A 23,840-nucleotide genomic window follows, 5' to 3' on the forward strand; every position below is an offset into this window, starting at 1 on the left:
CGCCGATGTCGAGGTTATCTTCGTTTCAAGCGTCGATCTGGCAAAAGCGTCCGCCTAACAATGCGGTAGCATTCTCGTCCTGGATGCGCTCAAGATCGGCAAGAACTTGCTGGACAAGTTCGATTCTGACCTACTAGGGCTCCAATTTGTGCTATGGTTCACGCTTCTTGACCCGGCACGAATGGCTTCCGTGGATGACGCAGATGGACGATGACAAGCCGCGCCGATCATTCTTTCCCATTCCCATATAGATAGGGCATTGGGCGTCCGAAGAAGGCCAACCAAGAAGAGCTGTTCTATCCACCCGGATCAAACTTCCATTGACCCGGGACGAAGCGTTTCAATGGCGACTGGCTGGTTTGATCGCTCGGGTCATGGTCGTCGGCGCATGTGTTGCCGCCACATTGGCCGTGGCGTACGGCGCGGCCGCACTGGTTGTATATCTCGCCCCCTTGTTGCTGCGATAGCGTCGCCCAGTTTTTCGACTGCTGTCAAACGTGCAGCATCGGTCCGGCCAACGCGCCTCCCAGATGTCGGTCGAAAGACTGGCGCCCGATCTTGGGGCGATCTGAGGGTTCTGAGTTTAATTTTCGGAATCGGAAACTCAATAAAAAAGTTGAAAAAAATCAATTGGTTAATCAAAGACGTCTAATTGTCCCCACGGCACGCGCCAACTTCGTTTCGTTGAGGGCAACCGGGACGCTCATGAAGGCGGCACGTCGCTGTCGTCGGTCGGCGGGTTTCGTCCTTAGTAACTCGACCAGCGCGGCGCCACCTCCGGCGTGCTCTGGAAAATGTGGGACTATCAAAGACGCAGGCGAAAAAGGCACTAAGGCGCAGCAAGACATCCGGCTACAAAATTCCACGCGGCCGACACGTTCGCCACTAAACAAGGGTTATCCAGGAGCGGACCGCGCAACAGCTGCGCTCTGTTAAAGGCGTAGGCAACTGAATCAAGGTTGCACGAATCCTTGGGGCGAGCTTCGAAATAACAGGCGCGTTCGGCTAGCTAACCTGAATCCGCCAGCCGAGAGTTGGCGGGTTATTGCTAAATTTCAAAGGTATACTCAGCAGCCAGCGACAATGACACACGGACCCGAAACTTAACCAGGCTGGCGGGTTCCACGTTGGTGGAAATCTGGATGTCGTCCTCTGGTATAAACTCCAATAGTGTTTTGAGGAGGCGCTTCTTGCTAATCGCCTGTTCCTTGGCAGCGGCTCTTTTACCCATTAAGCACCTCCGTCCTCACCCGAGATCGAAGCGAACACAGTAGGTCTGGTCGGTTTCGAGCATTATAGAATTGCCAGTTCCGGTAATTTTTCGAATTACGTCGCCGTATTCGTTTGGAGTCGGCTGTGTATCATAAATAGATAGCGTGGCAGCTGTCGGAATGTCCGGGTAAGCAATTTGAAATTTTCCGGCGAGTTTTCCCATCCTACCTTCGAGCGTTGAAGGCAGATGGAGAACAACTCCAGCAACATCTGGTGTGCCAATTTTAACACCGAGGTCACACTCACTTCCGCCCGATCGAGTGTTGAATTTATCGTCAATCATGAACGGTCCATGCGTGCACTGCCGACCTGAAATATTTGTGATCGCGCCAGCAATCCCCGAAATATCAATCTGGGAAGGAGGCGCAGTGGTTAGCATCTCATTCGAAAATTTAGACAAGCCGCTTTTAAGTTGAGCCTGGTCAGGATTGGAAGTATCCAATGACGCGTCCAAGCAAAAGTCGCCGCCTCTACTGCATTCTTGCTCGCATGACGCAGATCGCACCTTCGGTGGCGGATTGCCTGGCGTCGGCTTGCTCACGACACAGTTTCCACTTTCGAAGCACGCTGCTGCCTTTGTATAAGACCAAATGACGTAGTGTTCCGCTTCGCTGCCGGTGGTTTTGCAGCCGAGTTCAATCGCATTGCTGATTCCCGGAAGAACGCGTCGGTCTTTAGCTACTTTTTCCGGGGGGAGCGTAGAGTTGATGTGATCGCCCCTCTCATTGTACGTGAAAATAATCGTCTTTGTCGGGTTCAAATTTGTTGCCTTGTACATATTTCCTGTACTCCAGGCAAACGGGTACTGGCATTTATTGTCAGTAACTAGGGAAATCGATATGCATTTAAGCGGGTCATCGCAAGGCTTCGGCGGTGGCTGATAGGATTGGAAACCGCATTTACCTAACGTTCCGAGTGCTGCAACTGGCAGCATGATGAGGAGCGCTTTTATCATCTATTCCCCCGCCAAAAAAAGATCTCCTAAATTAGCAGTAACTTTCATTGCGGTAAATAGGGGTCAACTACGCAAGTAGGTCAACAATACTGTCAGATCAAATCGCGAGGGACCATATTTGTATTCCAGTTCGCTCGGCGGCCGTTCAATGGAGCCTAAGATGTGCGTCTATGCACTCTGCGAGTGCTGAAGCGCTTCCACATCGTGCCCGTAGTTGGCTGCATCAGCTGGATACCGCTCCATCTGCTGACGATAGAAGTTCAGCCACGTCGGCAATCGGGAATGTTCCTCGCCAGACACCTTCTCCAGCGTGAAGGTGCCGGCGGCCGAATCGTAGGTCGCTATCGTCTTCATGGCGGCCGTTTTAAGTTCGTGCTCCTGAAACAAAAGCCGCGCTCCGGCCGTTTGCGATGAGCAAGCCAGCGGGTGCGCCAATGCCGTCCACCTCGATCAGGAAAACCGAATACGATCCGGCGACCAGAGTTCTCTCCGTCTGGTTCGTGGCCAGCAGCAAGCGCTATGAATTCGAGGAGGTGCCGCCGGAAACTTACGCCGCGTTCCGGTCGGCCTTTGTCAAAGGCCGCTACTTCAATGACCACATCCGCAATCACTTCCGCTATCGTCGCATTCCAGACTAGGCGTCCATCTCAAGCGCGTCATGATCGCCCTGCAACTGGTGCCACATGACCTGTCGCATATCCTTGAGATCGACCATTTGGCCGCAGGTCTCGCAACGCTAGAAATCAGAATCATTCTTGGCGCCGGGCGGAATATGCACGGTGACCGGGTGCTGTGGGCCGAGCTCAGAGAGCTTTGTCATGCGGTGAGCTTCTGCACTGTAGCAATGACGGCCTTGGCAAGCGCCTCGGCCTCATGGATCGGCTCGGGGCCGTAAAGGCCATTCACCATTTCTCGGCTTGGCAGCACGCCGGCGGGACAGGTCATCTCGATGGCCATCCTGATCAAGCTGAGCGCTTCGTCGCAGCCTGGTGGCCACTCAGACAACTCTCCTTTTGCCAAGTGCCTTCGCCTCACGCTCCAGCGTTTTGCGGTCGTTTCCATGCTTGCGGATCAGCTCGCCGACCTGCTGGGTCGTGAGCCCGACCTGTTTCGCGAAATACTCGACCTCGTAATCCTCATCCGCCGACACTCTGTCGCGATCACGAAAATCCCGTTGGTCCTATCGTCTGCCATCGCTGCTCTCCTGGCCTGTCATTGTGAACAATGGCAGCAACGGAATGTTCCCATTAGCAAGCGCTAACGGAACTGAAACGACCCGTCGCTATTGAATCGAACTTGAGTGATGCGTCGGGGTTGCCATGCGTAAGCCGGTCCGGCTGTCCTTTATCCGTCCGATGGAGCCGGAATTGGTCGAGCAGCCGCCCAAGGGTGACGAATGGAGCCACGAGGTAAAATTCGACGGCTATCGAACGCAGCTCATCAAGGACGATGAAGGCATCCGGCTTTTCACAAAGTCAGGCATCGACTGGACCGCCAAATACAAGCCGATCGCCAAGGAAGCCGAAGGCCTGAAAGCTGACAGCTTCATCATCGAGGGCGAGATGATCGTCACGAATGAAGCCGGCCTGTCGAACTTCCATGCGCTCCGATCAGCCATAACCAGGCGCCCGCAAGAATTGTATCTCGTCGCCTTCGACCTCTTGCACCTCAACGGCCACGATCTAAGAGACATGGTGCTGAGGGACCGCAGGGAGGTCTTGCATGCGCTCATCCCCTCCGGCGGCCATGTCCAGTTCTCCGAAGCGCTGCCTGGCACTGGCGATGCCGTCTACCATTTGGCTTGCGAGGCGAACCTTGAGGGCATGGTCTCGAAGCGCCTCGATAGCGTCTACCGCTCCGGTTCGACCATGCAGTGGCGCAAGATCAAATGCTTCGACGAGAAGGTGATGGAGATCGTTGGCGTGCAGCGCGAGCGCGGCAAGCCGGCCATGGTGCTGATGGCCGACAAGGGCCGCTACGTGGGCGGCGCCTTCGTAACCTTCAAGGCGGACAAGCGGCAGCGACTGTGGGACCAGGTGCAGGGCAGGGTCGGCGCCCCGCCGCCCAAGGGCCTGAAAAAGGAAAAGGCTGAATGGCTCAAGCCGGGCCTATCGGGCAAAGTCCGGTTCTTGAAGGGCGAAGAGCAGCTTCGCCACGCGATGCTTAAGGATTTCTGGGAGGAGGAGTGAACGCCTCGCTCACCAGATCGCCGCAGCTGGATCTCATGCCACAGCGTGGAACCATTGTGGCGAGGCCAAGTTTCCCCCGTCAGGATGTTCCAAAGATCATGAGTACCAAATGGCGGCACCACGCGCGGTATGGAAGGGATTCCTCAAGGTCGGATCGGTAACCTGTGGCGTCAAGCTGGTCGGCGCCACCACCGAAACCGGCAAGGTCCATTTCAAGATCTTGAACCGCGAGGACGGACTTCCCGTCAAGAGCGCCTATGTCGACGAAGGGACCGGCGACGTGGTTCCCGCGGAAGACCAGATCAAAGGCTACGAGGCCGAGAAGGGCGAGTTTCTCGAAATAGAACCGAGCGAAATCAAGAAGCTCAAACTGACGTCGCACCACACGCTGGAAGTGGACAGCTTCGTTGCGATCGACGACATCGACACACGATATCTTGAAAAGCCCTATTACGTCATTCCGGCCGACCGCGCCGCTGCCAAGGCATTCAATGTGATTCGGGAAGCCATGGCGAACAAGCGGGTAGCCGCTCGATCCTGCGTTGTTCTTTATCAGCGGGGTCGAGAGGTCGTGATCCAACCCTTCGGCAAGGGAATGCTGCTGACCGAGCTGCGCACGCATAACGAGATGATTTCGGAAAACAGCGTCTTCAACGATCTGAAGACCCCTAAATACGACAAGGACCTTCTGGAGATCGCCGGACTGCTGATCGACAAGAAGGTGACGAAATTCGATCCATCTAAGTTCGAAGACACCTATGAGGATGCGCTGATCGCCATGATCGATGCCAAGCGCAAGGGCAAGAAGCCGCCCAAGCCGACGCCGCCGCCCAAGGAAAACGTGGTCGATCTGGCGACCGTTCTGAAAAAGAGCCTGGCCAAGGAAGGCATCAAGGCCAAAGGTGACAAACCGGCCCGCAAGTCGGCATGATGGCGGCCTTGCTTCTTTAGAGGGGCGCTTCAAATGGCAGTTGCGAAAAAGGACCAGGAGCGAGTTGGTTACGCCTGGATGTACGGTCAGCAGGCGCGCAAGGACGGCAAGGAACGGACTGTGCCGGACTATTGGGCCGAGCATGCCGACACGGCGTGCCAATTGGCACCGAGCCCAAGCCGGTGAGCGATGGACTGGAATCCGAGCTTGACGAAACCGCGACCGCGAAGGGCGACAATTAAAGCGCTTTCCCCGCCCGCAGCATCGCTCGGGCGATGGCAAGCTCTGCCTCCACCTTCGCGTTTTCCTTCTGCGTCATGTTATCGGCGGCGATCAGGCGCCGCAGGGAGCGCATGATTTCGCCGCGCGCCCATCCTGCTTCAAACATGCAATCCACGACCGCCTGAAAACCGGGCTCCATTGCTTCTTGACAGTCGACCTCTCGGTCGGGGTAGTCGCCTTCGCGTTTCGGTCCGCTGATCATCCGTTGCCGTCCACTGTGCTCTCTTCATCCAACTGTCGCGGCACCGGCAGGTAAGCGTTGGCGACGAGCTATTCGCCGACGATCGTTTCCACCAGATCCGGCTTAGGTGTTCCCATCTCGGCCGCCAGGCCGGTCAGCGCCTCGTCGGTGCGCGGATCAAGGCTGATTTCGCCCACGTTTCTGAGCAGCAGCGCGGCCCGCCGCAACACACTTGCAAATCAGCCCGAGAAGCGTCGGCGATATGGTCCGCTGTGCTTTCCAGTTCATGCACGAATTGATGACGAGACATTGGTCATGCTCCTAAAGGAATTGCTCACCTTCGGCGCGGTGCTCATAGCAGAACCAATGCGGCGCCTGCTTCGGCTTGGCGAAGCCCCAACCCGCATCCTTGCCGCAGCCGTCATGCTCACAAAAGTGATGCTGCACGCCGGCCGGCGTGGCGTATTCCGGGCGTGGCATTCTGATCGCGTCGCTCATAGCGGATTGATGGGTCCGACAAGGCCGGAGTGATCGTTGGGCTGCTTGTTGATCGCTGCCGAATTCACCTCTCGGCCGACGCGATTGAATTGGAGTTGACCATTGATGTCATGCGAGAGCAGCTCCCTGAGATCGGCTACCGGCGTCTCGGCGTTCAGCCAGGCATCGTAATAGTCGGGGTCTAGGATCACGGGCTGTCGATCGTGCAGCTGGCGCATCGGCTCACCGGCCGGCTCGGTGACCATCGTGCAGCTCGTGATGTCCAGCGCCTTGTTGTAAGCCCAAAGGCCGGCGAAGGAGAAGGGCGCGTGGCCGGGCAGGAAGATGTGCCAAGGGTCCTTGCCGCGATCGGCGGGGCTGATGGTCCATTCGTAGAAGCCATCGGCAGGGATCAGGCAGCGCTTCGATTTGAACGCATCTCGAAAGGCGGGGGTGGTGTCGACCGTCTCCATACGCGCATTGAACATCGGCGTCTTCGGCATTTCCTTTGCCCAGAACGGCACCAGCCACCATCGGCCCGAGCGAACCTTATGGTTGCCGTCATCTGCGGCGGTGATGAAAGGCACCTCGTCGGTGGGCGCGATGTTGTAGCGCGGCGCATCGTTGCGACCGATGTCAGCCGGCGCCGTCAACCTATAGAGACGGTGGATTTCGGACCATGGCAGATATCTGGTGTAGCGTCCGCACATTGCCGCTGATCACTCCATGTCAGGCACATCGCCGCTCACAAACAGCGTGTTCGGCGGCCCGTAGTCCCCGAGCGCCGGATCGGCATCCCGACTCCACGCGATGACGCCAGCGTGCTTGCCAGCGAGTGTCTTCGCAATTCGGATCGCCCGCTCTTCACTTTGCTGATCGGCCGGGCCGTACATGGGAAACAGCTCGCCGTCGTCGCCGCGGTCGAATGCGACAACGACAATGAGCTTCGGCTTTTTCTGCTCTGGAAGGACATGGGTCGACATCAGGCAGCCTTTCAGTTGAGCGGCGCTGATCCCGCTTCAAGCGCATCGATCGCGTCGAGCACCGCCTGGCGTTTCGGCTCGATAGGCTCTTCTGTGTGGAAGCGTGCGAGTGACAGCGACGAATAGGCAACTGTCACAGCGCTGACGAGTTGCTGTGCTTTCCAACTATCCGGAACCTCCGCAGTGGCGGCGAGCGCGAGGATAAATACCCGATTGTCACAAGTCTCCCCTTGGCCATCCTCCGCTTGGACGATCTGGCGCATTCGCGCCAGCGCGGTCGCGCGGTCAGCTAGCTCCGTCTCGGGATCGTGCAGTAGCTTAAGGCCGTGAACCTGTATGCGTTTTTCATCCGACCAGCCCTCGCAGCAAGCTTCAATGGCGGCATTGCTTGCCTCCCACCAAACCTCCGCCGCAGCATATTCGTCTTCAGATGGCTCTTGGTCCGGCGGAAAGCCCATATCGTCCCATCGCTCGACAGCGAACGAGCCGCTGGCTGCGTCTTCTGCTGTCATGCCGGCGCGGTCGAGCACTGCTGTTGCAGCGGCGATACCGCGCTGTTTTTCTTCAGGGGTGGCGCCCCTAGCGTCCATTTTGATGTCCATGACCGGCCTCCGTGTGGCTGTCAGGAGCCTAGTGAACAAAATGGGAACATCAGAGTCAATAGGCTCTTGACCAGAGAGGAATATGTTCCTCATTTCAGAGGATGCCGGAACAACCTGAAAAGTGGCCGCGAGGTCAGGCTTGGACGCTAATGCATGCCCACGAGGCAGGGCAGATCGCGCGGATTTCCTGCGGCCATTGTCACATCACACGCCACTACAAACCCGTCGAGCTGCGCGAGGTCATCGGGAATGTCACGATCGATCAGGTGCGCGAAAAGGTACGCTGTCAGGCCTGCGGTAAGCGGGAGTGGATGTCCGCCGAACTCTTCCATGCCTACGGACAGGAGCTTATGAGTATCCGGTTTCGGCGTCTAAAGGAAATTCGATGGGAGCGGCGCGTGATCTGGAGGGATGAGTAAATTTGGCTGAACGGACTAACGCTACGTACAAGACACTTCGCTCGGAAGCGCGACACGATAACTGTTCGTGAGTCTGCGTCAGGGTGCCCCGGAAGCGGCCTTTTCCAGTTCGCGGATTTCTTCGTCGTACTGAGCTAGAGCTTTCCCCGAGCAAGTGTTTCCCAGATTCTCAACACAGGTCTCGAATTTCGAGAGCAGGTCTGCATATTGGGCGACGCCATGATGGCCATATTTTCGCGAGATCTTATATCGGGTCACCTCGGCATAGGCGGTGTTGATGTACCCCAGGCCAAAATCCTTCAACTGCCTGTAGCTCAGTTGCCTGATCTCGGTTGATGGGACCGACTTCATCGCTTCGACGATCGATTTGTCCACGCCATTTCTCTCTGCGTAGCTAGCGATCTCGTCGTATTCTTTGGCAAAGTAACTGCTCACATTTTCCGTATTGATGACCACATCGCTCGGCAACTGGTCGACAGACATCCTATGGATACCTACGTCCACGTCTACGTAGACTCGCCTGTTCGCCGCCATCAGAATCAGAACGCAGGCGCTATAGCAGTGCCCCTCGACGATCGCTGTGTCCGTGACGCTATTGACAGCGCCGCCTATTTTCAGCGCCGCACCGACTTGCCCACCATCACTGTTCAGAAAGAGCCTTCTGAAAAAGCTATGCCCGGACTTCTGCGCGAAATCTGCGTTCTTCAGGAAGAAATATGCATCGCCATAATTTATGCGACCAAGCACATGCACGTCCAACACAGCAGGTCGGGGGCAGCCATCGGCGCCATAGACTGCCGTAAGCATGAATCTCTTCATGGCGTCCTCATCCACGCAAGCCATGCACTGGTAAGGGGACGCCAAGCGAGCGACTTCCTTCGCTCCATCGCCGTTGTCCGAGCAGGAGATTAGCAGATCAGCTTTCGAGGGCCATATGCTCGAAATCTGGACGAGAAGGACAGCAAGGGTCGCGAGCATTAGGCTGTTCAATAGTCGTCTGCAAAGCCGCTTCAACATCGGTTCGTGTCTTTCGTCGACGGCAGAGAAGGGGTGCAACCGCGATCTCGAAAACCTGCAGAGAGGTAGGCGGCCTACATACTATAGTTGATAAACTCCAAATCTGTAAACTGCGATCCCTCAGCGCATGGATATGCGCAAGCTGGTAGGCCAGAACTTTGCCCGCCTACGGCGGGAGAAGGGCCTCACACAGGAGCAGGTCGAAGAACGTTCAGGCTTCAGCCAGCAATATCTCAGCGGCCTTGAGCGTGGCCAGCGAAACCCGACAATCGTGACGCTCTACGAACTCGCGCAAGTCCTTGGTGTCAGCCATATGGAACTCTTGCGACCAGACGATGCCGAAGGTCCTAGTCCTAGCGCATCTGAGCATGTCAATCGTTCAGTATGATTTCCGCGCTGTGATCCAGTCGCGACTTGATGGCCTCCCAGCCCGGCATGGAGCGCGTGAGAAGTCGGAAAAACTCTGGGCTGTGATTGTGCTCCCTGAGGTGGCAAAGCTCGTGCGTGATCACGTAGTCGACGGCCTCGCGCGGAGCCTTGACCAGGAACGGATTGAGAGTGACCGAGCCGCGCGTCGCACAGCTTCCCCATTGTCGCTTCATGTCGAGCAACCGGAAAGGCGGCGGCTCCTGGACCCAGGGCAGTGCCCTGGAGATTGCCTCGATGCGGCCGGCGAAATAGTCCCGAGCCTTGACGCGATACCAGGCCCGCAAGCGAGCCCGGAGCGCGGCCTTGTCGGTGTTTTCGGTCGCTATGACAAGCAGGCCGCGCTTCAGCTTGATGGACCGCTCGGCCTTGGGGACCTGTATGATTTTCAGGACGTGGCGGCGGCCGAGGTACAGCGCCTGCTCGCCGCTGACATATTGGCGTGGCAGGACATGCTTGAAGCGTTTCCTGGCATCGGTGACATGCCGGAGAACCCAGCGGGCGCGTTTCATCACGGCCTTGCGGATGGCCTCCTCACTGGCGTGCTCGGGCGCCTCAACCTCGACAGCTCCATCAGGATGAACATGGATGGCAATGCGCTCGCGCCTGGCAGAGTTGACCCGCACGGAGTAGGCGATGTTCTCGTCACCGTAGCGCAGCGTCGACAGGTTGCGCTCAGAGAGTGCCACGGGAGGCTCCCAGTCGCACGATTTCGACGACGCGGTCTACCAGCGCCTGCGCCTTGTCCAACCCTCCCAGCGCCTTGAAATAGCGCGGCAGGAGTTGTTTTCGAATTTCGGCCTCGATGTTGGCCGGGTTGATCGAGAACGACGCCACGGCGTTGTTCACAATCCCGTCGATATGGAAGGCCTCGGCGACAAGCCAGTCCTCGCCGCAATTCCTTGCCGCGACCTCACCCAGGACCAGCGGGAAGAGACCGAAATAGGCCTGTGCATACGGATTGTCCGGAAAGCGGTCGGGGACATGGGGATTGGCCCGCGTCCTCGCCTTCTCCTCAAGGTCCTTGAACAGGATGTATTGCTTGTGGGGATGGTCGAAGAGGGCTTCAGCCTCCTTGATCGCCTGGCGCAGCAGGTCGGAGAAGACCGCCTGGGCATAGGGGTCATCGGCCAGCGTCTGCTCGATGGTCTTGGTCAGCCGGGTCTTGATGACATCTGTTTCGGCGCGGGTCTTGTCGTCGCTCCAGCCGGTCGCGTCATAGTCGGCCTGGTTGCCCTCTGCCAAGCCGGTGAGGTCGATGACGCCTTCAGACTCTTTGATCTCGACGCCAATGACCTGCTTGTCGACCAGCTTGCGTATCTGCTCCTCATACGCCGAGAAGTCGACCGTCTCCATGGCGTCCTGCTTGGCCTGGATGCGCAGTTCGGTGAAGAACTTCAGGTCCTTCTTGTAGTCGGCGATCGTCGCTTCGCTGAAGGAGCCATCCTCGAAGAAGGCGCGGGATGAAAGCGCCAGCTTCAGGCACATGCCGAACTCTGTCAGTGCCGCATAGAAATCCTCGCGCACCTTCTGGTTTCGGTCATAGCTCACGCCGTCCTCGCCGAGAACCGAATCCGGCGTCAGCACTAGGCGGAACTGCTCGCGGTCGCCCTTGTTCCTGACGCTGGCGAAGATCGCCCACAACGCAGCATGAAGGCCCGGCAGGCGCTTGTACTCGGTCGAGACGCTGGCGAAGGTGCCTTCGATGTCCTCGATGTCGTAGCCGCCCTGGGTGCGCTGGGCGAGGTCCTGGTAGTCCTTCAGCGAAGTATCGAGTTCCGTCAGGATGCCGCGATAGTCGATCAGGAAGCCGAACTGTTTGGCCTCGTGCAGCCGGTTCACCCGCGCGATGGCCTGGAGCAGGTTGTGCTCCTTCAGGTATTTGTCGATGTAGAGCACCGCGTTTCGCGGCTCGTCGAAGCCGGTCAGCAGCTTGTCAACGACGATGAGGATGTCTGGCTTGCCAGGCGTGGCGAAATCCTCGATCACCCGACGTTCATATCCTTCCGGGTCGTTGCCGACCTTGGCCGTCCACCATTTCTGGACCTCAGGGGTCTTCGACTCGTCGGTATCCTCATGGCCTTCGCGGGTGTCGGGCGGCGAGATGATGACGGCGCTGGTGACGAGACCCGTGGCGTCGAGCGCCTGCTGATAGCGGATGGCGGAGAGTTTGCTATCGGTCGCCAGTTGCGCTTTGAGCCCAGTGCCAAGCTCCTTGAAGTTTTGCGAGAAATGCCTGGCGATGTCCCAGGCGATGAGGTCGATGCGGTTGCCGGCGCGATAGACGCTGCCACGGGTGGCGAACTTCTTCTTGAGGTCGGACTGCTGCTTGTCGGAGAGCCCGGTGGTGATCTTGTCGAACCATTTGTCGATTGCCTCGGCATTCACGTCTACCACCGGACGGCGCTCCTCATAGAGAAGCGGGGTCACCGTCCCGTCCTCCACCGCCCGCTGCATGGTGTAGGCGTGAAGGATCGGGCCGAACTTGTTCTGCGTCTTGTCGTCCTTCAGAAGCGGCGTACCTGTGAAGGCGATGAAGGCGGCGTTGGGCAGGGCCTTGCGCATCCGCTCATGGTTCTCGCCGCCATGGCTGCGGTGCCCCTCGTCGACCAGCACAATGAGGTCTTGCGAACCGTTGTGGCATTCCTTGAAGCGTGTCGCCGAATTGAACTTTTGCAGCAGGGTGAACATGATGCGCTCCGTACCGGAGCCGATGCGCCGCGCTAGGTCGCGACCGGAGGTGGCCTTGGCGTTCTCCCCGTCCTTCTTCGTCGCTAGCGCAGAGCCGAAAGCGCCGCCCGCCATGAAGGTGGTCGATAGCTGTCGCTCCAGGTCGACCCGATCGGTGATGACGATGATGCGGCAGCGGGCGAGGGCGTGATGGATCAACAGCGCCTTGAGCAGAAAGACCATGGTGAAGGACTTGCCGGAGCCGGTGGTGTGCCAGATGACGCCGCCCTCGCGGCCGCCGTCGCGGTTGCGCTTTTCCATCCGCGCCAGCATCGACTTGATGCCGAACACCTGGGGATAGCGGGCGGCGATCTTGCCGAGCTTGCGATCGAAGAGGAGGAAGTAGCGGACGAACTCCAGCAGGCGATCGGGTCGCAGAAGGGAGACGATGAGCCGATCCTGGCCGGTGGCGGCGACAGGCTTCGACCAGAGGCCGTCGAAGAATGTGCGGACATGGGCCGGGCGCTCGGCGAACAACGCGGAATGCTGCTGCGGTGTCAGCTTGGCGTTGACGATCGTGTCGATCGCGGCGGCGGGAATTTCCTCCTCGCGCCACATGGACCAGAATTTGGCTGGAGTCTCGGTCGTGGCGTATTTGCCATCCTGCCCGGAGATGGAAAGAAGAAGCTGGGCATAGGCATAGAGTGCTGGGATCCCGTCCGGCTTCTGGTTGCGGAGGTGCTGCGAGACGCCCTCGGCCAGCATCAGCTTTTCGGCATGACTTCCGGTCGGGCGCTTGGCCTCGATGATGGCGAGCGGCACACCGTTGACATAAAGAACGATGTCGGGTCGGAAGCGACCAAAGCCGCCCTCGCGTTCAACGGAAAGCTCCTCGGTTACCTGGAGGCGGTTTGTGCTTGGGTCGGCGAAATCGAGTAGCGGTACGGTGACGGAATGCTTGTGTCCGTCCGGCATGAACTCGGAGACGGTTATCCCGAGGGCGAGATGCTTCCAGGCCCGCTCGTTTGCCGGCGTCAAGCCTTCGTTGAGGCCGGCATCGTTGAGCGCCTTTATCACCTGGGCAACGCCGCCGGCAGACAACGCGTGGCTCGCGCCGCGATAGGCAAAGCGGAAGGCGGAGAGATACTCGCGGAGGATCGATTCCAGCAGCACCGCTCGCTCGCTGCCACGCAGGGCGAGACACACGGCGGGCGACACATAGGACCAGCCAAGTTTGATCAGCAGAGCGAGCGCCGGAATTTTGGCCTGGGTTTCCTCGTCGGTCGTTGGGCGTTCAAGGGCGTTCACACCATCACCCGCCGCCTGCCAGTCAACAGTTGCTGCATGAGACCAAGCTTTTCAGATTTCAGTAGTGCAACCTTAGCCTCCAAGCGGCCGACCGCATCCTCCGCAACAAGGAGAACATCCGCAATTGCCAACTGTTCCTGTTCGGATGGACACCAGACATGGATAGCTCTGAGGGTATCCCGGGATAAACTGGGTACGCCCGATGCCTCATTGTACTTCCTCAAGCCGATTGTCTGAAGCATGTAATATGCCCACCGAAGCACGCTACCCTTTTTGGCCTGACAATAGAATGTAGTATCAATGGGCCAGCACGGGGTTTCAACCATGAATGGTTTGTCTATTGTGCCCTTCCGGCCAACAACGATAACAGGATTCTTCGTAATTCTTTCGTTCGTTCTTCCGGTCACGCCGCCGGTACCGACAATCGGATAACTCCCATTCTCTGAGATGATTCCGTTCGGCGACTTCCCATAAGCGATATCCAAAGCGTCTCCCAGCCTCGCGGGCGCCCACTTTTGCCCTTCAAATCCCGTCAGCCGCCGCTTGCCCGTAAGCAATTGCTGCATGAGCGCACGCTTCTGGGCCTTGGCGTTGGTCGCAAGCTTTTCGGCTGTCGCAATCGCAGCATCCCAAGTTGATAGGATTTCCGCAATCTTCTTCTGTTCGGGCAGCGGAGGCAATGCTCTTGGGATACGCTTAAAATCGTTGAAATAGAGCCGTAGTCGATCTTCGGTCAGGCCGTATGAATAGGCCCAGAATCGATGAATCATCTCCGGCAGCTTAAAAAGGTATGCCGCGAAACGCGGATCGACATTTTTTCCGGGAGTCAAAACAACATAGGCCGGACTAACAACTGCGTCTCGATCTGCAAGACCTGATGCCCCTTGCCACATCCGCATCATGTTATACGGAATATCACCAGGATAGACACGCAGATGCTGTTCTGGGGCCAGCGTGGTCTCGGTTCTGCGCTCTAGACTTTCACGCAAAACTAGCCCCCGGTCGACGGTCACTGATAACGTAGGCAGACCTAGCTCTCCGCGCTCTCGGCGGCTTACAAAATAGTCGCCCAACCTTGGTTCTAGGACCTTCATGCGAGACCCAATTCTCTCAGATACCCTTCCATCTTTTTCTCAAGGTCCGCCATTGTGAGCTTCAGCTTCATGCGCTCTGCTCGCACTGCCACTAGGTCTACTTCCTCCTCGCTCTCGTAAGTGTCGACGTAGCGCGGAATGTTTAGGTTAAAGTCGTTGTCAGCGATCTGCTTAGCTGTTGCCAGGTATGCATATTTGTCGACCGAGGCACGGTCGTCGAATGCGGCGAAAATCCTGAGCAACTGCTCCTCGCCCAAACGATTCTGGTTGGTGCCCTCCTCATAGTCGCGGCTGGCGTCAATGAAGAGCACAGTGTCGTCGGGCTTTTTCTTGCGGAACACCAAGATGGCAGCGGGGATGCCGGTGCCGAAGAACAGCTTTTCGGGGAGGCCGATGACCGTATCCAGAAGGTTCTCCTCTATCAGCCTGCGTCGGATTTCGCCCTCGCTAGCTCCCCGGAAGAGCACACCATGCGGAACGACAACGGCCATGCGGCCTGTTTTCGGCTTCATGGTCTCGATCATGTGCAGGATGAAGGCGTAGTCGCCTTTCGTCTTCGGGGGGAGGCCACGGCGGAAGCGGCCGAAGCGATCGGTGGCGGCTTTTTCAGATCCCCATTTGTCGAGGCTAAAGGGTGGATTGGCGACGACGACGTCGAAATGACGCAACTTGTCGTCTGCCGTTCGCAGCTTCGGATTGCCGATCGTATCGCCCCACTCGATCTGGTGGTTGGTTTCGCCATGCAGAAACATGTTCATCTTGGCCAACGCCCAGGTTGAGCCGATCGCCTCTTGGCCGTAAAGCGCGTATTTCCTGGAACCGGTTCGCAGGGTGATCTCTTTGCCGCACTTCATCAGGAGTGAGCCCGAGCCGCATGTAGGATCGCAGATGTCATCACCTTCCTGGGGCTCAACCAGCCGCGCCATCAAGGTGGAGACCTCGGCGGGCGTATAGAACTCACCGGCCTTCTTGCCGGCGGATGCCGCGAAACGCGAGATGAGATATTCGTAAGCGCCACCGATGATGTCGAGGCTACCGACCCGGCTTGGCCTGAGGTCGAGGCTGTCCTTGGCGAAGTCTTCAAGCAGCAGCCGCAAGATATCGTTCTTCTGCTCCTCGTCGCCGAGCTTGTTGGCGTTGAAGGAGATGTCTTGGAACACATCGCGCAACTTGTTGCCGTTCGCCTCTTCGATGGCATGAAGCGCCTTGTCGATCCGCTCGCCATTGCCGGCTTTGTGACGGTGGCCAAAAAGGTCATAGAAGCTCGCGCCTCTGGGCAGCACAAACTGCTCGTTCTTCATCAACGCGTCGATTAGGTCGGGATGGTCGCCGTGCTCCTTGCGGTAGGCCTCATAGTGGTCCTTCCACACATCTGAGATGTATTTCAGGAACAGCATGGTGAGCACGTAGTCCTTGTAGACTGACGCGTCGACCGTGCCCCTGAAGGTGTCGCAGGCCGCCCAAGCCGCCTTGTTGATTTCCGCCTGCGTTACGCGTCCCGCTGCCATGGTGCCTCCCCTGAATGCTTTTCGCGGCAATAGACTCGATCAGATCGGGAATGGCAATGCGGTATGCTGACGAGCCAGCCAGCATCATTCCGTTGGCTGAACTCCTAGCTCAATGGAATGATCGGGGGCGTCCGATTATTTGTGTAGCCGCGATATCAATCCGCCAGACGAAATGTCATGGCCGTCGAAGAGCCGTATGATGGGAGAAAGAAGCTTGATTGCCGCCTCGTTTATGCCGTCGCCTGCAAGCGCCTCAACAGAGCTCTCAATCTTCTCGCGTCGTTGATCGACATGAGCGACCGGGTAGAACCCCATAAGGCGCCCGGGCATCGGATCGTCGAGAGAGCGCCCAGCCAATCCTTTATAATCGACAGACAGCTGGACACTTACGGCGTCCGGAAAATTGCTCGCGAACGCTCGGACAAACGCAAGAAACTGCCAGGCGCGACGAAGTTGCAGTATCGGGGCAAGGCGATCTCCGGCCAGCCAAACCCTGGAACGACGCGCATTTACCGCGTCTATCAGCCAACTGGAATCCTCATCCTGCAACCTAATTTCGAATCCGGTTCCGTCTATCATTGCGCGCCAAAGCGTGGGTGTCATGCTGAAACTGTCGCCGTCTGCGACCATCAAGGCCTCATAGCCCTCCACCTCGTTCACCAATGTGACTTTGGGGCGTTGCCCAGCGCCGCCGGATTCCAAAAAGAACGACCATCCCTGTTGAATAGCGGCATCCGCCACATTCGACGCTTGCCGCAGCGCTGTTTGGAGCGCCTTCAGTGCTAAAGGCTCTGGCCTTTGTCTTTCAGGGCCAAGCAAACGGAAAGCGAAAATAGTCCGCGTTGTCTTCGGATCCGCCGGCCAACCGCTTTCCGGAACGCTGTCAATCCAAAGAGATTCGGCATCCATGATCAATTGGTCGAGAGCATTAGCCTCAACCAACTGAGCCGGTCGATCAAATAGCCGCCCTATCGATCCAAGTAAACTCTCACGCTCGTTGACTACACATCTGTGAATCAATTCCCTCCAAAGACTTGGTGATTCCACGGGAACCGATTTTGGTCCAGGTACTCTAATATAATGGACCCCCTGTGCAACTCCAGAAATCGTCTTTCCAACAATAGGTCCATTCGCCTTTGCGCAAATAGGAGTCACTCCGTGCGGAGGCACCCTTACTATTGGATATAACTTTCCGGTTACAGACGAGGTGCCGTTGTACACCTGGCAATGAAAAGCCGGAGCGAGATATTTGTCCACTATACCGTTGATTGTGTCCTGATGGTAACCCTGTAAGTTCTCCGGATGTGGTTCGGAATAGCTTCCGTCATTGGCAATGCCGAAAACCAACCAGCCGCCACCAAAATTGGATAGAGCACAAAGGTGCTTGGCGATCTTGGCCCGGGCTTCTGGAGAGGAGAGATCCAGCCAGGCCTTGTACTCAATGTCGGGTTCCTCGCGCCGATGATCTATCAAGCTTGTAAGGAATGCGGCATCGTAGATTTCGGCAGCCTTCATGTTATTCGTGCCTTATCGTGAGACCAATCGGTAACGCAGGCGTAGTAAATTTTCTTAGGAGAATGGTCTACATTTCCCGCGATCTCGGCGTCAGAAAAGGGGTAGCGGATCGCGCAGCCTGATGCTCTTGAGCCGACAACGCGTCGGCGTTTGGAAATTTTTTGCGCGATTTTTTGCCGGCCTTCGTAGTGCTTAGTCTGCAATGCGCTGAAGGCCATCCCGCTACTGCCGGGGGTACGGGTGGGTAGGGTAACGACATGGCGCAGCAACGGAAAGCCGGGCTGCCGACGAACTGCCTACATTCAACCTGAGACGGCAAGTGGGGAAGATAATGGGGATGGATTTGATGCAGTCAGGAAGATCCTGTTTTTCCAGATAGTTAGATCAACCCAGTGGCGGAGAGGGAGGGATTCGAACCCCCGATACCCTTGCGAGTATGCCGCATTTCGAGTGCGGTGCATTCGACCACTCTGCCACCTCTCCGCGAGGTCATGGTCGGCCGTTGCCGGCGCGGCGCACTAGATAACGGCTGACTGCTCCGGTTACAAGGCCCTATTCGCCCGATTTCCAGCTTCCGCAAAAAGCGATTGCGACGGGACGGAACGATATTTGCCGGCAACGTCGCTCGCGGCCTCTCCAAGGACAAGCCGCTTGCCTTGACTCCGGCGCAACCTTCGGTTAGGGACAGCCCGCATTCGGCGTGGAGGCTTTTCCGCGCCGCTTGTTTTTTGAACCCGCAGACTGACAAAAAGACGGCCGAACCGCCCGAGGCGGTTCATCGAGGCCGACCGAACAGCGAAAGGCAAAAAATGTTCGCAGTCATCAAAACGGGCGGCAAGCAGTATCGCGTCGCCGCCAACGATCTCCTGAAGATCGAGAAACTCGAAGCCAAGGTCGGCGACATCGTCGAGATCGGCAATGTGCTCGCGCATGGCGAGGGCGAGAATGTCACCTTCGGCGCGCCGTTCGTCGATGGCGCTCTGGTCACGGCGGAAGTCGTCGAGCAGGGTAAGAACCGCACCGTCATCGCTTTCAAGAAGCGCCGCCGCCAGAATTCGCGCCGCAAGATCGGCCACCGCCAGCTTTTGACCACCGTCAGGATCGCCGAGATCCTGCTGGGCGGCGCCAAGCCGTCGAAGAAGGCCGCCGCCAAGGCAGAGGCCAAGGCCCCCGAAGCCAAGGCGGAAGTCGCCGCCGAGGCAAAGGCCGAAGCCGCTCCGAAGGAGGCCAAGGCCAAGAAGGAGCCCAAGTCTGAGGCCGCTTCCGGCGAAGAGGCAAAGGCCGCGCCGCTGTTCAAGGCGCCGAAGGGCGAGCCGGATGACCTGACCGTGATCAAGGGCATCGGCCCGGTCGCGGCGAAGGACCTCGCCGAACAGGGCATCGTCACCTTCGCGCAGCTCGCCAAGCTCACCGACAAGGATGTCGCCAAGATCGACGAGCACATGCCGTTCAGCGCCGACCAGATCAAGGACTGGCGCGAGCAGGCCAAGGAACTGGCGAAGAAGTAAGGCAGGTTGAAATAAGATGGCCCGGCGACAATCGTCGCCGGTGCGCACTTGAAACGGAACGCGAACGCGTTCATAAGACCATTCAAGCGCCTCAGGGCGCATCGGAGTTAGTCAAATGGCACACAAGAAAGCTGGCGGTTCGTCGCGCAACGGTCGCGATTCGCACTCCAAGCGTCTCGGCGTGAAGAAGTTCGGCGGCGAAGCCGTCATCGCCGGCAACATCATTATTCGTCAGCGCGGCACGCAATGGCATCCGGGCACCAATGTTGGCATGGGCACGGACCACACCCTTTTTGCGCTCGAAGCCGGCGCAGTCACCTTCAACAAGAAAGCCAACGGCCGAACCTACGTATCGGTGAACCCGATTACCAAAGCAGCGGAGTAGCCGGTTCCGCACCATAACACCGGCGCCCATCTCGGGAACCGGTGTCTGGCCCGGCCAGGAAAAGGATCAGGAGAGATGGGTTTGCCCTCTCTCCTTTTTCATTTTTTCTTGCCCTGGAGGACTAAAATGGTTGCCGAAGCGGAAGACTCCGAAGACGAAAGTTACGCGATCGATTGCCCGGAGCTGACCACCGAGCGACTGGGCATGCGCGCCCCGCGCGAGAGCGATCTCGAGCAACTCGTCACGCTGGCCGACAACCGGCATGTCGCCGAAATGCTGGCCCGCATGCCGCATCCCTATGGCGAAGCCGAGGGCCGCACCTTCCTCGCCATGGCGGCGTCGCGCCGCGCCGGCATCGTCTATGCCCTGACGCTCAAGGATACCGGCACCTTCGTCGGCTGCGCCGGGCTCAACACCACCGATCGCGGCTTGGAACTGGGCTACTGGATCGGCGAGCCTTACTGGAAGCGCGGCTATGCCACCGAGGCCGCGCACGCCCTGGTCGACCTCGCCTTCCAGCGGACCTCGATCCAGGTGCTGCATGCCTCGACAAGGGTGATCAATCCGGCCTCACGCCGGGTCATCCACAAATGCGGCTTCCAGTATGCCGGCCAGGGCATGCTGAACTCGATCGTCGCGGGCCAGGTGCCGGTCGAGCGCTACAGGCTCGACAGGAAGACCTGGACGAGCCTGAGGAATTGGATTCATTTTTGACGATTGCTTCACAGGGCTGGGCAAGCGCCCCCTCACCCGGATTGCCAGCCGAATTGCAAAGGGCAATTCGGAGCAATCCGACCTCTCCCCAAGGGGAGAGGAGCTGGTAGGCGCCGACGCCAACCTCTTCTCCCCTCGGGGAGAAGGTGGCGCGTAGCGGCCAGATGAGGGGGAGTTCAGAATTCAGCCCAGCTCGGCCCAGAGCGGCAGGTGATCGGAGCCGACGGCGTCCCGGTCGGACCATAGACGCTTCAGCGATCTGGCCAGCGAAGCGCTGGTGAAGATGTAGTCGATGCATTTGTGGCGGCTTTTGTCGTCTGGGCGGTCGGGGTCGACCCAGGTGACGAGGTCGGCGACGGCAAGGCGCTGGGCGACGTCGACGGCAAGATCGGCGGTCAGCGGCATGCCAAACTCATGGTCCGGGCGGCCGGCGAGCTCGACATATTCGGGCGAGCCCGGCAGCATGTTGAAGTCGCCCATGACGATGAAGGCTTCCGGATAGGGCAGGTCCGGCAGGCCGATCTCGGGAATGCCCGACAGGCCGCCGCCTTCGAGCGCATAGTTCAGGAGGCGCTGGCGCAGGAAGCGGATCTGGCTCTGGCGCTCGACCGGGCTGCGGTGGTCGAGATGGGTGGAGTAGAAGCGGATGAAGCCGAGCGGCGTCTCGATCAGCGCTTCGAGCGCGCCGCGCTGGAAGTTCATGGCCTCGAGGCTGCGGCTGCGCGGCAGAAGGAGATTGCGCGACAGATGAATGGGTGTCTTCGACAGCACCATGTTGCCGAGCTGGAAGGAGGTCGAGATGGCGCGGCCGTTCTCGAGGCGCGAGCCGATATTGACCTCGAAATTGCTGCCATAAGCGGCAAAATAATCGGGCAGCGCCTCGCTGATCTCGGCCACCATGTCGCGGTCGCCGTTGCGCGGGTTGTTGCGGGTCACTTCCTGCAGCGCGATTACGTCGGCGCCGCGCACGGCGTCGGCGATGCGCCCGACATCGTATTTGCGGTCGAGGCCGATGCCGTATTGGATGTTGTAGGAAACGATCTTCATTCCCGCGCCCCTTTAGTCCCCGCCAGTGCTACCGCGTGCGCGCCGAAAGGGCATCCGGCGCTTTAGTCGCAATTCGGCCTCGCCCTCGGCTCTGCCTTGGTTTAGAGCAATCCCGCAAGTGCAATAGCAGAAACTTGAAACGATGAAATTCCTCGACCAAGCCAAGGTTTACATCCGTTCCGGCGATGGCGGTGCCGGATCGGTGTCGTTCCGGCGCGAAAAGTTCATCGAGTTCGGCGGGCCGGATGGCGGCGATGGCGGCCGCGGCGGCGATGTGTGGGCGGAAGCGGTCGACGGGCTGAACACGCTGATCGACTATCGCTACCAGCAGCATTTCAAGGCCAAGACCGGCATGCACGGCATGGGCCGCAACATGACCGGGGCCAAGGGCGCCGACATCACGCTGAAAGTGCCGGCCGGCACGCAGATCTTTGCCGAGGACAATGAGACGCTGATCTGCGACCTGACCGTCGTCGGCCAGCGCTTCCTGCTTGCCAAGGGCGGCAATGGCGGCTTCGGCAACCAGCATTTCAAGACCTCGACCAACCAGGCGCCGCGGCGCGCCAATCCCGGCCTGCCGGGCGAGGAGCTGAGCATCTGGCTCCGGCTCAAGCTGATCGCAGATGCCGGCCTGGTCGGCCTGCCCAACGCCGGCAAGTCGACCTTCCTTGCGGCCGTCACCGCGGCCAAGCCGAAGATCGCCGACTATCCGTTCACCACGCTCTATCCCGGCCTCGGCGTCGCTCGCATCGACGGCCGCGAGTTCGTGCTCGCCGACATTCCCGGCCTGATCGAGGGGGCGCATGAGGGGGTGGGCATCGGCGACCGCTTCCTCGGCCATGTCGAGCGCACCCGCGTGCTGCTGCACCTCGTCTCCGCACAGGAGGAAAATCCCGGCAAGGCGTATAAGACGGTGCGCGCCGAGCTCGAAGCCTATGGCCATGGGCTGACCGACAAGGTTGAGATCGTCGCGCTCAGCCAGGTCGACATCCTCGACGCGGACGCCCGCAAGAAGAAGGCGGCCTCGCTGAAGCGCGCCGCCGGCCGCGCGCCGATGCTGCTTTCGGCCGTCACTGGCGAAGGCGTCGAGGCCGTGCTGCGCGCGCTGATGACGGTGGTCGCGCAAGCGCGCGATGCCGTTCCGGCTCCTGTCGACACGCGCTGGCGATAAGACCCATGAAATCGCTGAGATCATACCGGCGCATCACAGTGAAGATCGGTTCGGCGCTGCTCGTCGACCGCGCGACAGGTTTGAAGCGCGACTGGCTGACCTCGCTTGCCGGCGATATTGCGGTGCTTGCCGATGCGGGCGCGGAGGTGCTCGTCGTCTCCTCGGGCGCCATCGCGCTCGGGCGCACCATTCTCGGCCTCGGCAGACGCGCGCTGAAGCTCGAGGAGAGCCAGGCGGCGGCCGCCGTCGGTCAGATCGCGCTTGCCGGCGCCTGGTCGGACGCGCTCGGCAAGGACGGGCTGAAGTCGGGCCAGATCCTTTTGACCCTCGGCGATACGGAGGAACGCCGCCGCTATCTCAATGCGCGCGCGACGATCTCGACCCTGCTCAAGATGAAGGCGGTGCCGGTCATCAACGAGAACGACACGGTGGCGACGTCGGAAATCCGCTATGGCGACAACGATCGGCTGGCGGCGCGGGTGGCGACGATGATGGGCGCCGACCTGCTGGTGCTGCTTTCCGACATTGACGGGCTCTACACGGCGCCGCCGGCCAAGGACCCGCAAGCGAAGTTCATCCCGGTGGTCGACCGCATCACGCCGGATATCGAGGCGATGGCAGGCGCGGCCGCGTCCGAACTGTCGCGCGGCGGCATGCGCACCAAGCTCGACGCCGGCAAGATCGCCAATGCCGCCGGCACCGCCATGATCATCACCTCTGGCACCAGGCTGTCGCCGCTGATGGCGATCGAACGCGGCGAACGCTCGACCTTCTTCAAGCCGAGCCCCAATCCGGTGAAGGGTTACAAGACCTGGATCGCCGGGCAGCTCGAACCGGCCGGCCGGCTCACCGTCGATGCCGGCGCCGTCGGTGCGCTCATGTCGGGCAAGTCGCTGCTGGCTGCCGGCGTCAAGCTGGTCAGCGGCAATTTCTCGCGCGGCGATACGGTGGCGATCCTGTCTCCGGAGGGCCGCGAGATCGCGCGCGGGCTGGTTGCCTACGATGCCGCCGATGCCGTAAGGATCGCAGGCCTGAAGACGGCCGAGATCGAAAACGTCCTCGGCTATGAGGCGCGATCGGCGATGATCCATCGCGATGACCTTGTTGTAAGTGTTGCCGGCGACCAAGTATTGGCCGACGACTAGAGCAATTCCAGGAAACGCGTGGAGCGGTTTTCCGTTGGGTT

General features: G+C 59.1%; 28 protein-coding genes and 1 tRNA gene. 10 read left to right on the plus strand and 19 right to left on the minus strand.

The window, feature by feature from the left end:
- Positions 1-1,048: 1,048 nt before the first annotated feature.
- From LB535_RS20875 to LB535_RS20885, 3 genes are all read right to left on the minus strand, one after another.
- Positions 1,049-1,231, minus strand: a complete 183-nt coding sequence (locus tag LB535_RS20875) for a hypothetical protein (RefSeq protein ID WP_224633530.1) — start codon at positions 1,229-1,231, stop codon at positions 1,049-1,051.
- A 15-nt stretch (positions 1,232-1,246) separates the two neighbouring features.
- Positions 1,247-2,227, minus strand: coding sequence for a hypothetical protein (locus LB535_RS20880; protein ID WP_224633531.1), 981 nt, complete (start codon positions 2,225-2,227; stop codon positions 1,247-1,249).
- Positions 2,228-2,395: 168 nt separating this feature from the next.
- Positions 2,396-2,662 carry a hypothetical protein gene (locus tag LB535_RS20885; protein WP_224633532.1) on the minus strand — a complete coding sequence of 89 codons (267 nt, stop codon included), beginning with the start codon at positions 2,660-2,662 and terminating at the stop codon, positions 2,396-2,398.
- On the opposite strand from LB535_RS20885, the gene LB535_RS20890 reads away from it, so the two are divergent.
- On the plus strand, positions 2,662-2,865 hold the full coding sequence (locus tag LB535_RS20890; RefSeq protein ID WP_224633533.1) for a KTSC domain-containing protein: 204 nt from the start codon (positions 2,662-2,664) through the stop codon (positions 2,863-2,865). The genes LB535_RS20885 and LB535_RS20890 overlap by 1 nt on opposite strands.
- Before the next feature lie 178 nt (positions 2,866-3,043).
- Here the strand turns inward: LB535_RS20890 and LB535_RS28880 are convergent, their stop codons facing one another.
- Both LB535_RS28880 and LB535_RS20895 read right to left on the minus strand, forming a co-directional pair.
- Positions 3,044-3,172, minus strand: a complete 129-nt coding sequence (locus LB535_RS28880; protein WP_263490860.1) for a hypothetical protein — start codon at positions 3,170-3,172, stop codon at positions 3,044-3,046.
- Between the two features lie 52 nt (positions 3,173-3,224).
- Positions 3,225-3,377: a DUF3606 domain-containing protein gene (locus LB535_RS20895; protein WP_224633534.1), complete on the minus strand. Its 153-nt coding sequence runs from the start codon at positions 3,375-3,377 to the stop codon at positions 3,225-3,227.
- Positions 3,378-3,546: 169 nt separating this feature from the next.
- Here LB535_RS20895 and LB535_RS20900 point away from each other — a divergent pair, with 169 nt between their 5' ends.
- From LB535_RS20900 to LB535_RS20910, 3 genes are all read left to right on the plus strand, one after another.
- Positions 3,547-4,416, plus strand: coding sequence for an RNA ligase family protein (locus LB535_RS20900; protein ID WP_224633535.1), 870 nt, complete (start codon positions 3,547-3,549; stop codon positions 4,414-4,416).
- 109 nt (positions 4,417-4,525) lie between these two features.
- On the plus strand, positions 4,526-5,347 hold the full coding sequence (locus LB535_RS20905; RefSeq protein ID WP_224633536.1) for a Ku protein: 822 nt from the start codon (positions 4,526-4,528) through the stop codon (positions 5,345-5,347).
- Positions 5,348-5,380: 33 nt separating this feature from the next.
- Positions 5,381-5,533 (plus strand): hypothetical protein, encoded by a 153-nt coding sequence (locus tag LB535_RS20910; RefSeq protein WP_224633537.1) that lies wholly within the window; start codon positions 5,381-5,383, stop codon positions 5,531-5,533.
- 52 nt (positions 5,534-5,585) lie between these two features.
- On the opposite strand, the gene LB535_RS20915 is transcribed toward LB535_RS20910, so the two are convergent.
- The 7 genes from LB535_RS20915 to LB535_RS20945 all read right to left on the minus strand — a co-directional run bounded on the left by LB535_RS20915 (position 5,586) and on the right by LB535_RS20945 (position 9,110).
- Entirely contained in the window at positions 5,586-5,831 is a 246-nt protein-coding gene (locus LB535_RS20915) for a hypothetical protein (RefSeq protein ID WP_224633538.1), read from the minus strand.
- A 68-nt stretch (positions 5,832-5,899) separates the two neighbouring features.
- Positions 5,900-6,037 carry a hypothetical protein gene (locus tag LB535_RS29000; protein WP_318012327.1) on the minus strand — a complete coding sequence of 46 codons (138 nt, stop codon included), beginning with the start codon at positions 6,035-6,037 and terminating at the stop codon, positions 5,900-5,902.
- A 94-nt stretch (positions 6,038-6,131) separates the two neighbouring features.
- Positions 6,132-6,290 (minus strand): hypothetical protein, encoded by a 159-nt coding sequence (locus LB535_RS20925; RefSeq protein WP_224633539.1) that lies wholly within the window; start codon positions 6,288-6,290, stop codon positions 6,132-6,134.
- A 14-nt stretch (positions 6,291-6,304) separates the two neighbouring features.
- Entirely contained in the window at positions 6,305-6,997 is a 693-nt protein-coding gene (locus tag LB535_RS20930; protein ID WP_224633540.1) for an SOS response-associated peptidase, read from the minus strand.
- A gap of 9 nt (positions 6,998-7,006) precedes the next feature.
- Positions 7,007-7,270 (minus strand): hypothetical protein, encoded by a 264-nt coding sequence (locus LB535_RS20935; protein WP_224633541.1) that lies wholly within the window; start codon positions 7,268-7,270, stop codon positions 7,007-7,009.
- An 11-nt stretch (positions 7,271-7,281) separates the two neighbouring features.
- Entirely contained in the window at positions 7,282-7,872 is a 591-nt protein-coding gene (locus tag LB535_RS20940; RefSeq protein WP_224633542.1) for a hypothetical protein, read from the minus strand.
- 497 nt (positions 7,873-8,369) lie between these two features.
- Complete coding sequence (locus tag LB535_RS20945) at positions 8,370-9,110, minus strand: hypothetical protein (protein ID WP_224633543.1); 741 nt, start codon at positions 9,108-9,110, stop codon at positions 8,370-8,372.
- 325 nt (positions 9,111-9,435) lie between these two features.
- On the opposite strand from LB535_RS20945, the gene LB535_RS20950 reads away from it, so the two are divergent.
- Positions 9,436-9,696, plus strand: a complete 261-nt coding sequence (locus tag LB535_RS20950) for a helix-turn-helix domain-containing protein (RefSeq protein ID WP_224633544.1) — start codon at positions 9,436-9,438, stop codon at positions 9,694-9,696.
- Here LB535_RS20950 and LB535_RS20955 read toward each other — a convergent pair.
- From LB535_RS20955 to LB535_RS20980, 6 genes are all read right to left on the minus strand, one after another.
- Positions 9,680-10,423 (minus strand): M48 family metallopeptidase, encoded by a 744-nt coding sequence (locus tag LB535_RS20955; RefSeq protein WP_224633545.1) that lies wholly within the window; start codon positions 10,421-10,423, stop codon positions 9,680-9,682. The two genes, LB535_RS20950 and LB535_RS20955, sit on opposite strands and share 17 nt — an antisense overlap.
- Complete coding sequence (locus LB535_RS20960; RefSeq protein ID WP_224633546.1) at positions 10,410-13,712, minus strand: type I restriction endonuclease subunit R; 3,303 nt, start codon at positions 13,710-13,712, stop codon at positions 10,410-10,412. Before LB535_RS20960 ends, LB535_RS20955 begins: the two co-directional genes overlap by 14 nt.
- Positions 13,709-14,785 carry a restriction endonuclease subunit S gene (locus LB535_RS20965; protein WP_224633547.1) on the minus strand — a complete coding sequence of 359 codons (1,077 nt, stop codon included), beginning with the start codon at positions 14,783-14,785 and terminating at the stop codon, positions 13,709-13,711. The genes LB535_RS20960 and LB535_RS20965 overlap by 4 nt, the downstream gene beginning before the upstream one ends.
- A gap of 17 nt (positions 14,786-14,802) precedes the next feature.
- Entirely contained in the window at positions 14,803-16,314 is a 1,512-nt protein-coding gene (locus LB535_RS20970; protein ID WP_224633548.1) for a type I restriction-modification system subunit M, read from the minus strand.
- Between the two features lie 135 nt (positions 16,315-16,449).
- The gene (locus LB535_RS20975) at positions 16,450-17,829 is read right to left on the minus strand and encodes a helix-turn-helix domain-containing protein (protein ID WP_224633549.1); all 1,380 of its coding nucleotides are present in this window, start codon (positions 17,827-17,829) and stop codon (positions 16,450-16,452) included.
- Between the two features lie 393 nt (positions 17,830-18,222).
- Positions 18,223-18,312: transfer RNA gene (locus tag LB535_RS20980), tRNA-Ser, on the minus strand.
- Between the two features lie 326 nt (positions 18,313-18,638).
- Between LB535_RS20980 and LB535_RS20985 the strand changes: the two genes are divergently transcribed.
- From LB535_RS20985 to LB535_RS20995, 3 genes are all read left to right on the plus strand, one after another.
- Positions 18,639-19,337, plus strand: coding sequence for a 50S ribosomal protein L21 (locus LB535_RS20985; protein ID WP_224528228.1), 699 nt, complete (start codon positions 18,639-18,641; stop codon positions 19,335-19,337).
- Between the two features lie 115 nt (positions 19,338-19,452).
- Complete coding sequence (gene rpmA / locus LB535_RS20990; protein ID WP_095767205.1) at positions 19,453-19,722, plus strand: 50S ribosomal protein L27; 270 nt, start codon at positions 19,453-19,455, stop codon at positions 19,720-19,722.
- Between the two features lie 126 nt (positions 19,723-19,848).
- Entirely contained in the window at positions 19,849-20,436 is a 588-nt protein-coding gene (locus tag LB535_RS20995) for a GNAT family N-acetyltransferase (RefSeq protein ID WP_224608702.1), read from the plus strand.
- A 183-nt stretch (positions 20,437-20,619) separates the two neighbouring features.
- On the opposite strand, the gene LB535_RS21000 is transcribed toward LB535_RS20995, so the two are convergent.
- Complete coding sequence (locus LB535_RS21000) at positions 20,620-21,483, minus strand: endonuclease/exonuclease/phosphatase family protein (protein WP_140841794.1); 864 nt, start codon at positions 21,481-21,483, stop codon at positions 20,620-20,622.
- Positions 21,484-21,625: 142 nt separating this feature from the next.
- On the opposite strand from LB535_RS21000, the gene obgE reads away from it, so the two are divergent.
- Together obgE and proB are read left to right on the plus strand one after the other, a co-directional pair.
- Positions 21,626-22,654: a GTPase ObgE gene (gene obgE, locus LB535_RS21005; protein ID WP_224608706.1), complete on the plus strand. Its 1,029-nt coding sequence runs from the start codon at positions 21,626-21,628 to the stop codon at positions 22,652-22,654.
- A 5-nt stretch (positions 22,655-22,659) separates the two neighbouring features.
- A complete protein-coding gene (gene proB / locus LB535_RS21010) occupies positions 22,660-23,799 on the plus strand; it encodes a glutamate 5-kinase (RefSeq protein ID WP_224633550.1) in 1,140 nt (379 codons plus the stop codon).
- Positions 23,800-23,840: the final 41 nt, after the last annotated feature.

The organism is Mesorhizobium sp. CA10 (assembly GCF_020165285.1).
Classification (GTDB): Bacteria; Pseudomonadota; Alphaproteobacteria; order Rhizobiales; family Rhizobiaceae; genus Mesorhizobium.

Coding starts and splice junctions, on each gene's coding strand:
- LB535_RS20875 (WP_224633530.1), bottom strand. CDS start 1,231: ATGGGTAAAAGAGCCGCTGCCAAGGAACAGGCGATTAGCAAGAAGCGC.
- LB535_RS20880 (WP_224633531.1), bottom strand. CDS start 2,227: ATGATAAAAGCGCTCCTCATCATGCTGCCAGTTGCAGCACTCGGAACG.
- LB535_RS20890 (WP_224633533.1), top strand. CDS start 2,662: ATGCCGTCCACCTCGATCAGGAAAACCGAATACGATCCGGCGACCAGA.
- LB535_RS28880 (WP_263490860.1), bottom strand. CDS start 3,172: ATGACCTGTCCCGCCGGCGTGCTGCCAAGCCGAGAAATGGTGAATGGC.
- LB535_RS20900 (WP_224633535.1), top strand. CDS start 3,547: ATGCGTAAGCCGGTCCGGCTGTCCTTTATCCGTCCGATGGAGCCGGAA.
- LB535_RS20905 (WP_224633536.1), top strand. CDS start 4,526: ATGGCGGCACCACGCGCGGTATGGAAGGGATTCCTCAAGGTCGGATCG.
- LB535_RS20910 (WP_224633537.1), top strand. CDS start 5,381: ATGGCAGTTGCGAAAAAGGACCAGGAGCGAGTTGGTTACGCCTGGATG.
- LB535_RS20915 (WP_224633538.1), bottom strand. CDS start 5,831: ATGATCAGCGGACCGAAACGCGAAGGCGACTACCCCGACCGAGAGGTC.
- LB535_RS20925 (WP_224633539.1), bottom strand. CDS start 6,290: ATGCCACGCCCGGAATACGCCACGCCGGCCGGCGTGCAGCATCACTTT.
- LB535_RS20930 (WP_224633540.1), bottom strand. CDS start 6,997: ATGTGCGGACGCTACACCAGATATCTGCCATGGTCCGAAATCCACCGT.
- LB535_RS20935 (WP_224633541.1), bottom strand. CDS start 7,270: ATGTCGACCCATGTCCTTCCAGAGCAGAAAAAGCCGAAGCTCATTGTC.
- LB535_RS20940 (WP_224633542.1), bottom strand. CDS start 7,872: ATGGACATCAAAATGGACGCTAGGGGCGCCACCCCTGAAGAAAAACAG.
- LB535_RS20945 (WP_224633543.1), bottom strand. CDS start 9,110: ATGAAGAGATTCATGCTTACGGCAGTCTATGGCGCCGATGGCTGCCCC.
- LB535_RS20950 (WP_224633544.1), top strand. CDS start 9,436: ATGGATATGCGCAAGCTGGTAGGCCAGAACTTTGCCCGCCTACGGCGG.
- LB535_RS20970 (WP_224633548.1), bottom strand. CDS start 16,314: ATGGCAGCGGGACGCGTAACGCAGGCGGAAATCAACAAGGCGGCTTGG.
- LB535_RS20975 (WP_224633549.1), bottom strand. CDS start 17,829: ATGAAGGCTGCCGAAATCTACGATGCCGCATTCCTTACAAGCTTGATA.
- LB535_RS20985 (WP_224528228.1), top strand. CDS start 18,639: ATGTTCGCAGTCATCAAAACGGGCGGCAAGCAGTATCGCGTCGCCGCC.
- rpmA (WP_095767205.1), top strand. CDS start 19,453: ATGGCACACAAGAAAGCTGGCGGTTCGTCGCGCAACGGTCGCGATTCG.
- LB535_RS20995 (WP_224608702.1), top strand. CDS start 19,849: ATGGTTGCCGAAGCGGAAGACTCCGAAGACGAAAGTTACGCGATCGAT.
- LB535_RS21000 (WP_140841794.1), bottom strand. CDS start 21,483: ATGAAGATCGTTTCCTACAACATCCAATACGGCATCGGCCTCGACCGC.
- obgE (WP_224608706.1), top strand. CDS start 21,626: ATGAAATTCCTCGACCAAGCCAAGGTTTACATCCGTTCCGGCGATGGC.
- proB (WP_224633550.1), top strand. CDS start 22,660: ATGAAATCGCTGAGATCATACCGGCGCATCACAGTGAAGATCGGTTCG.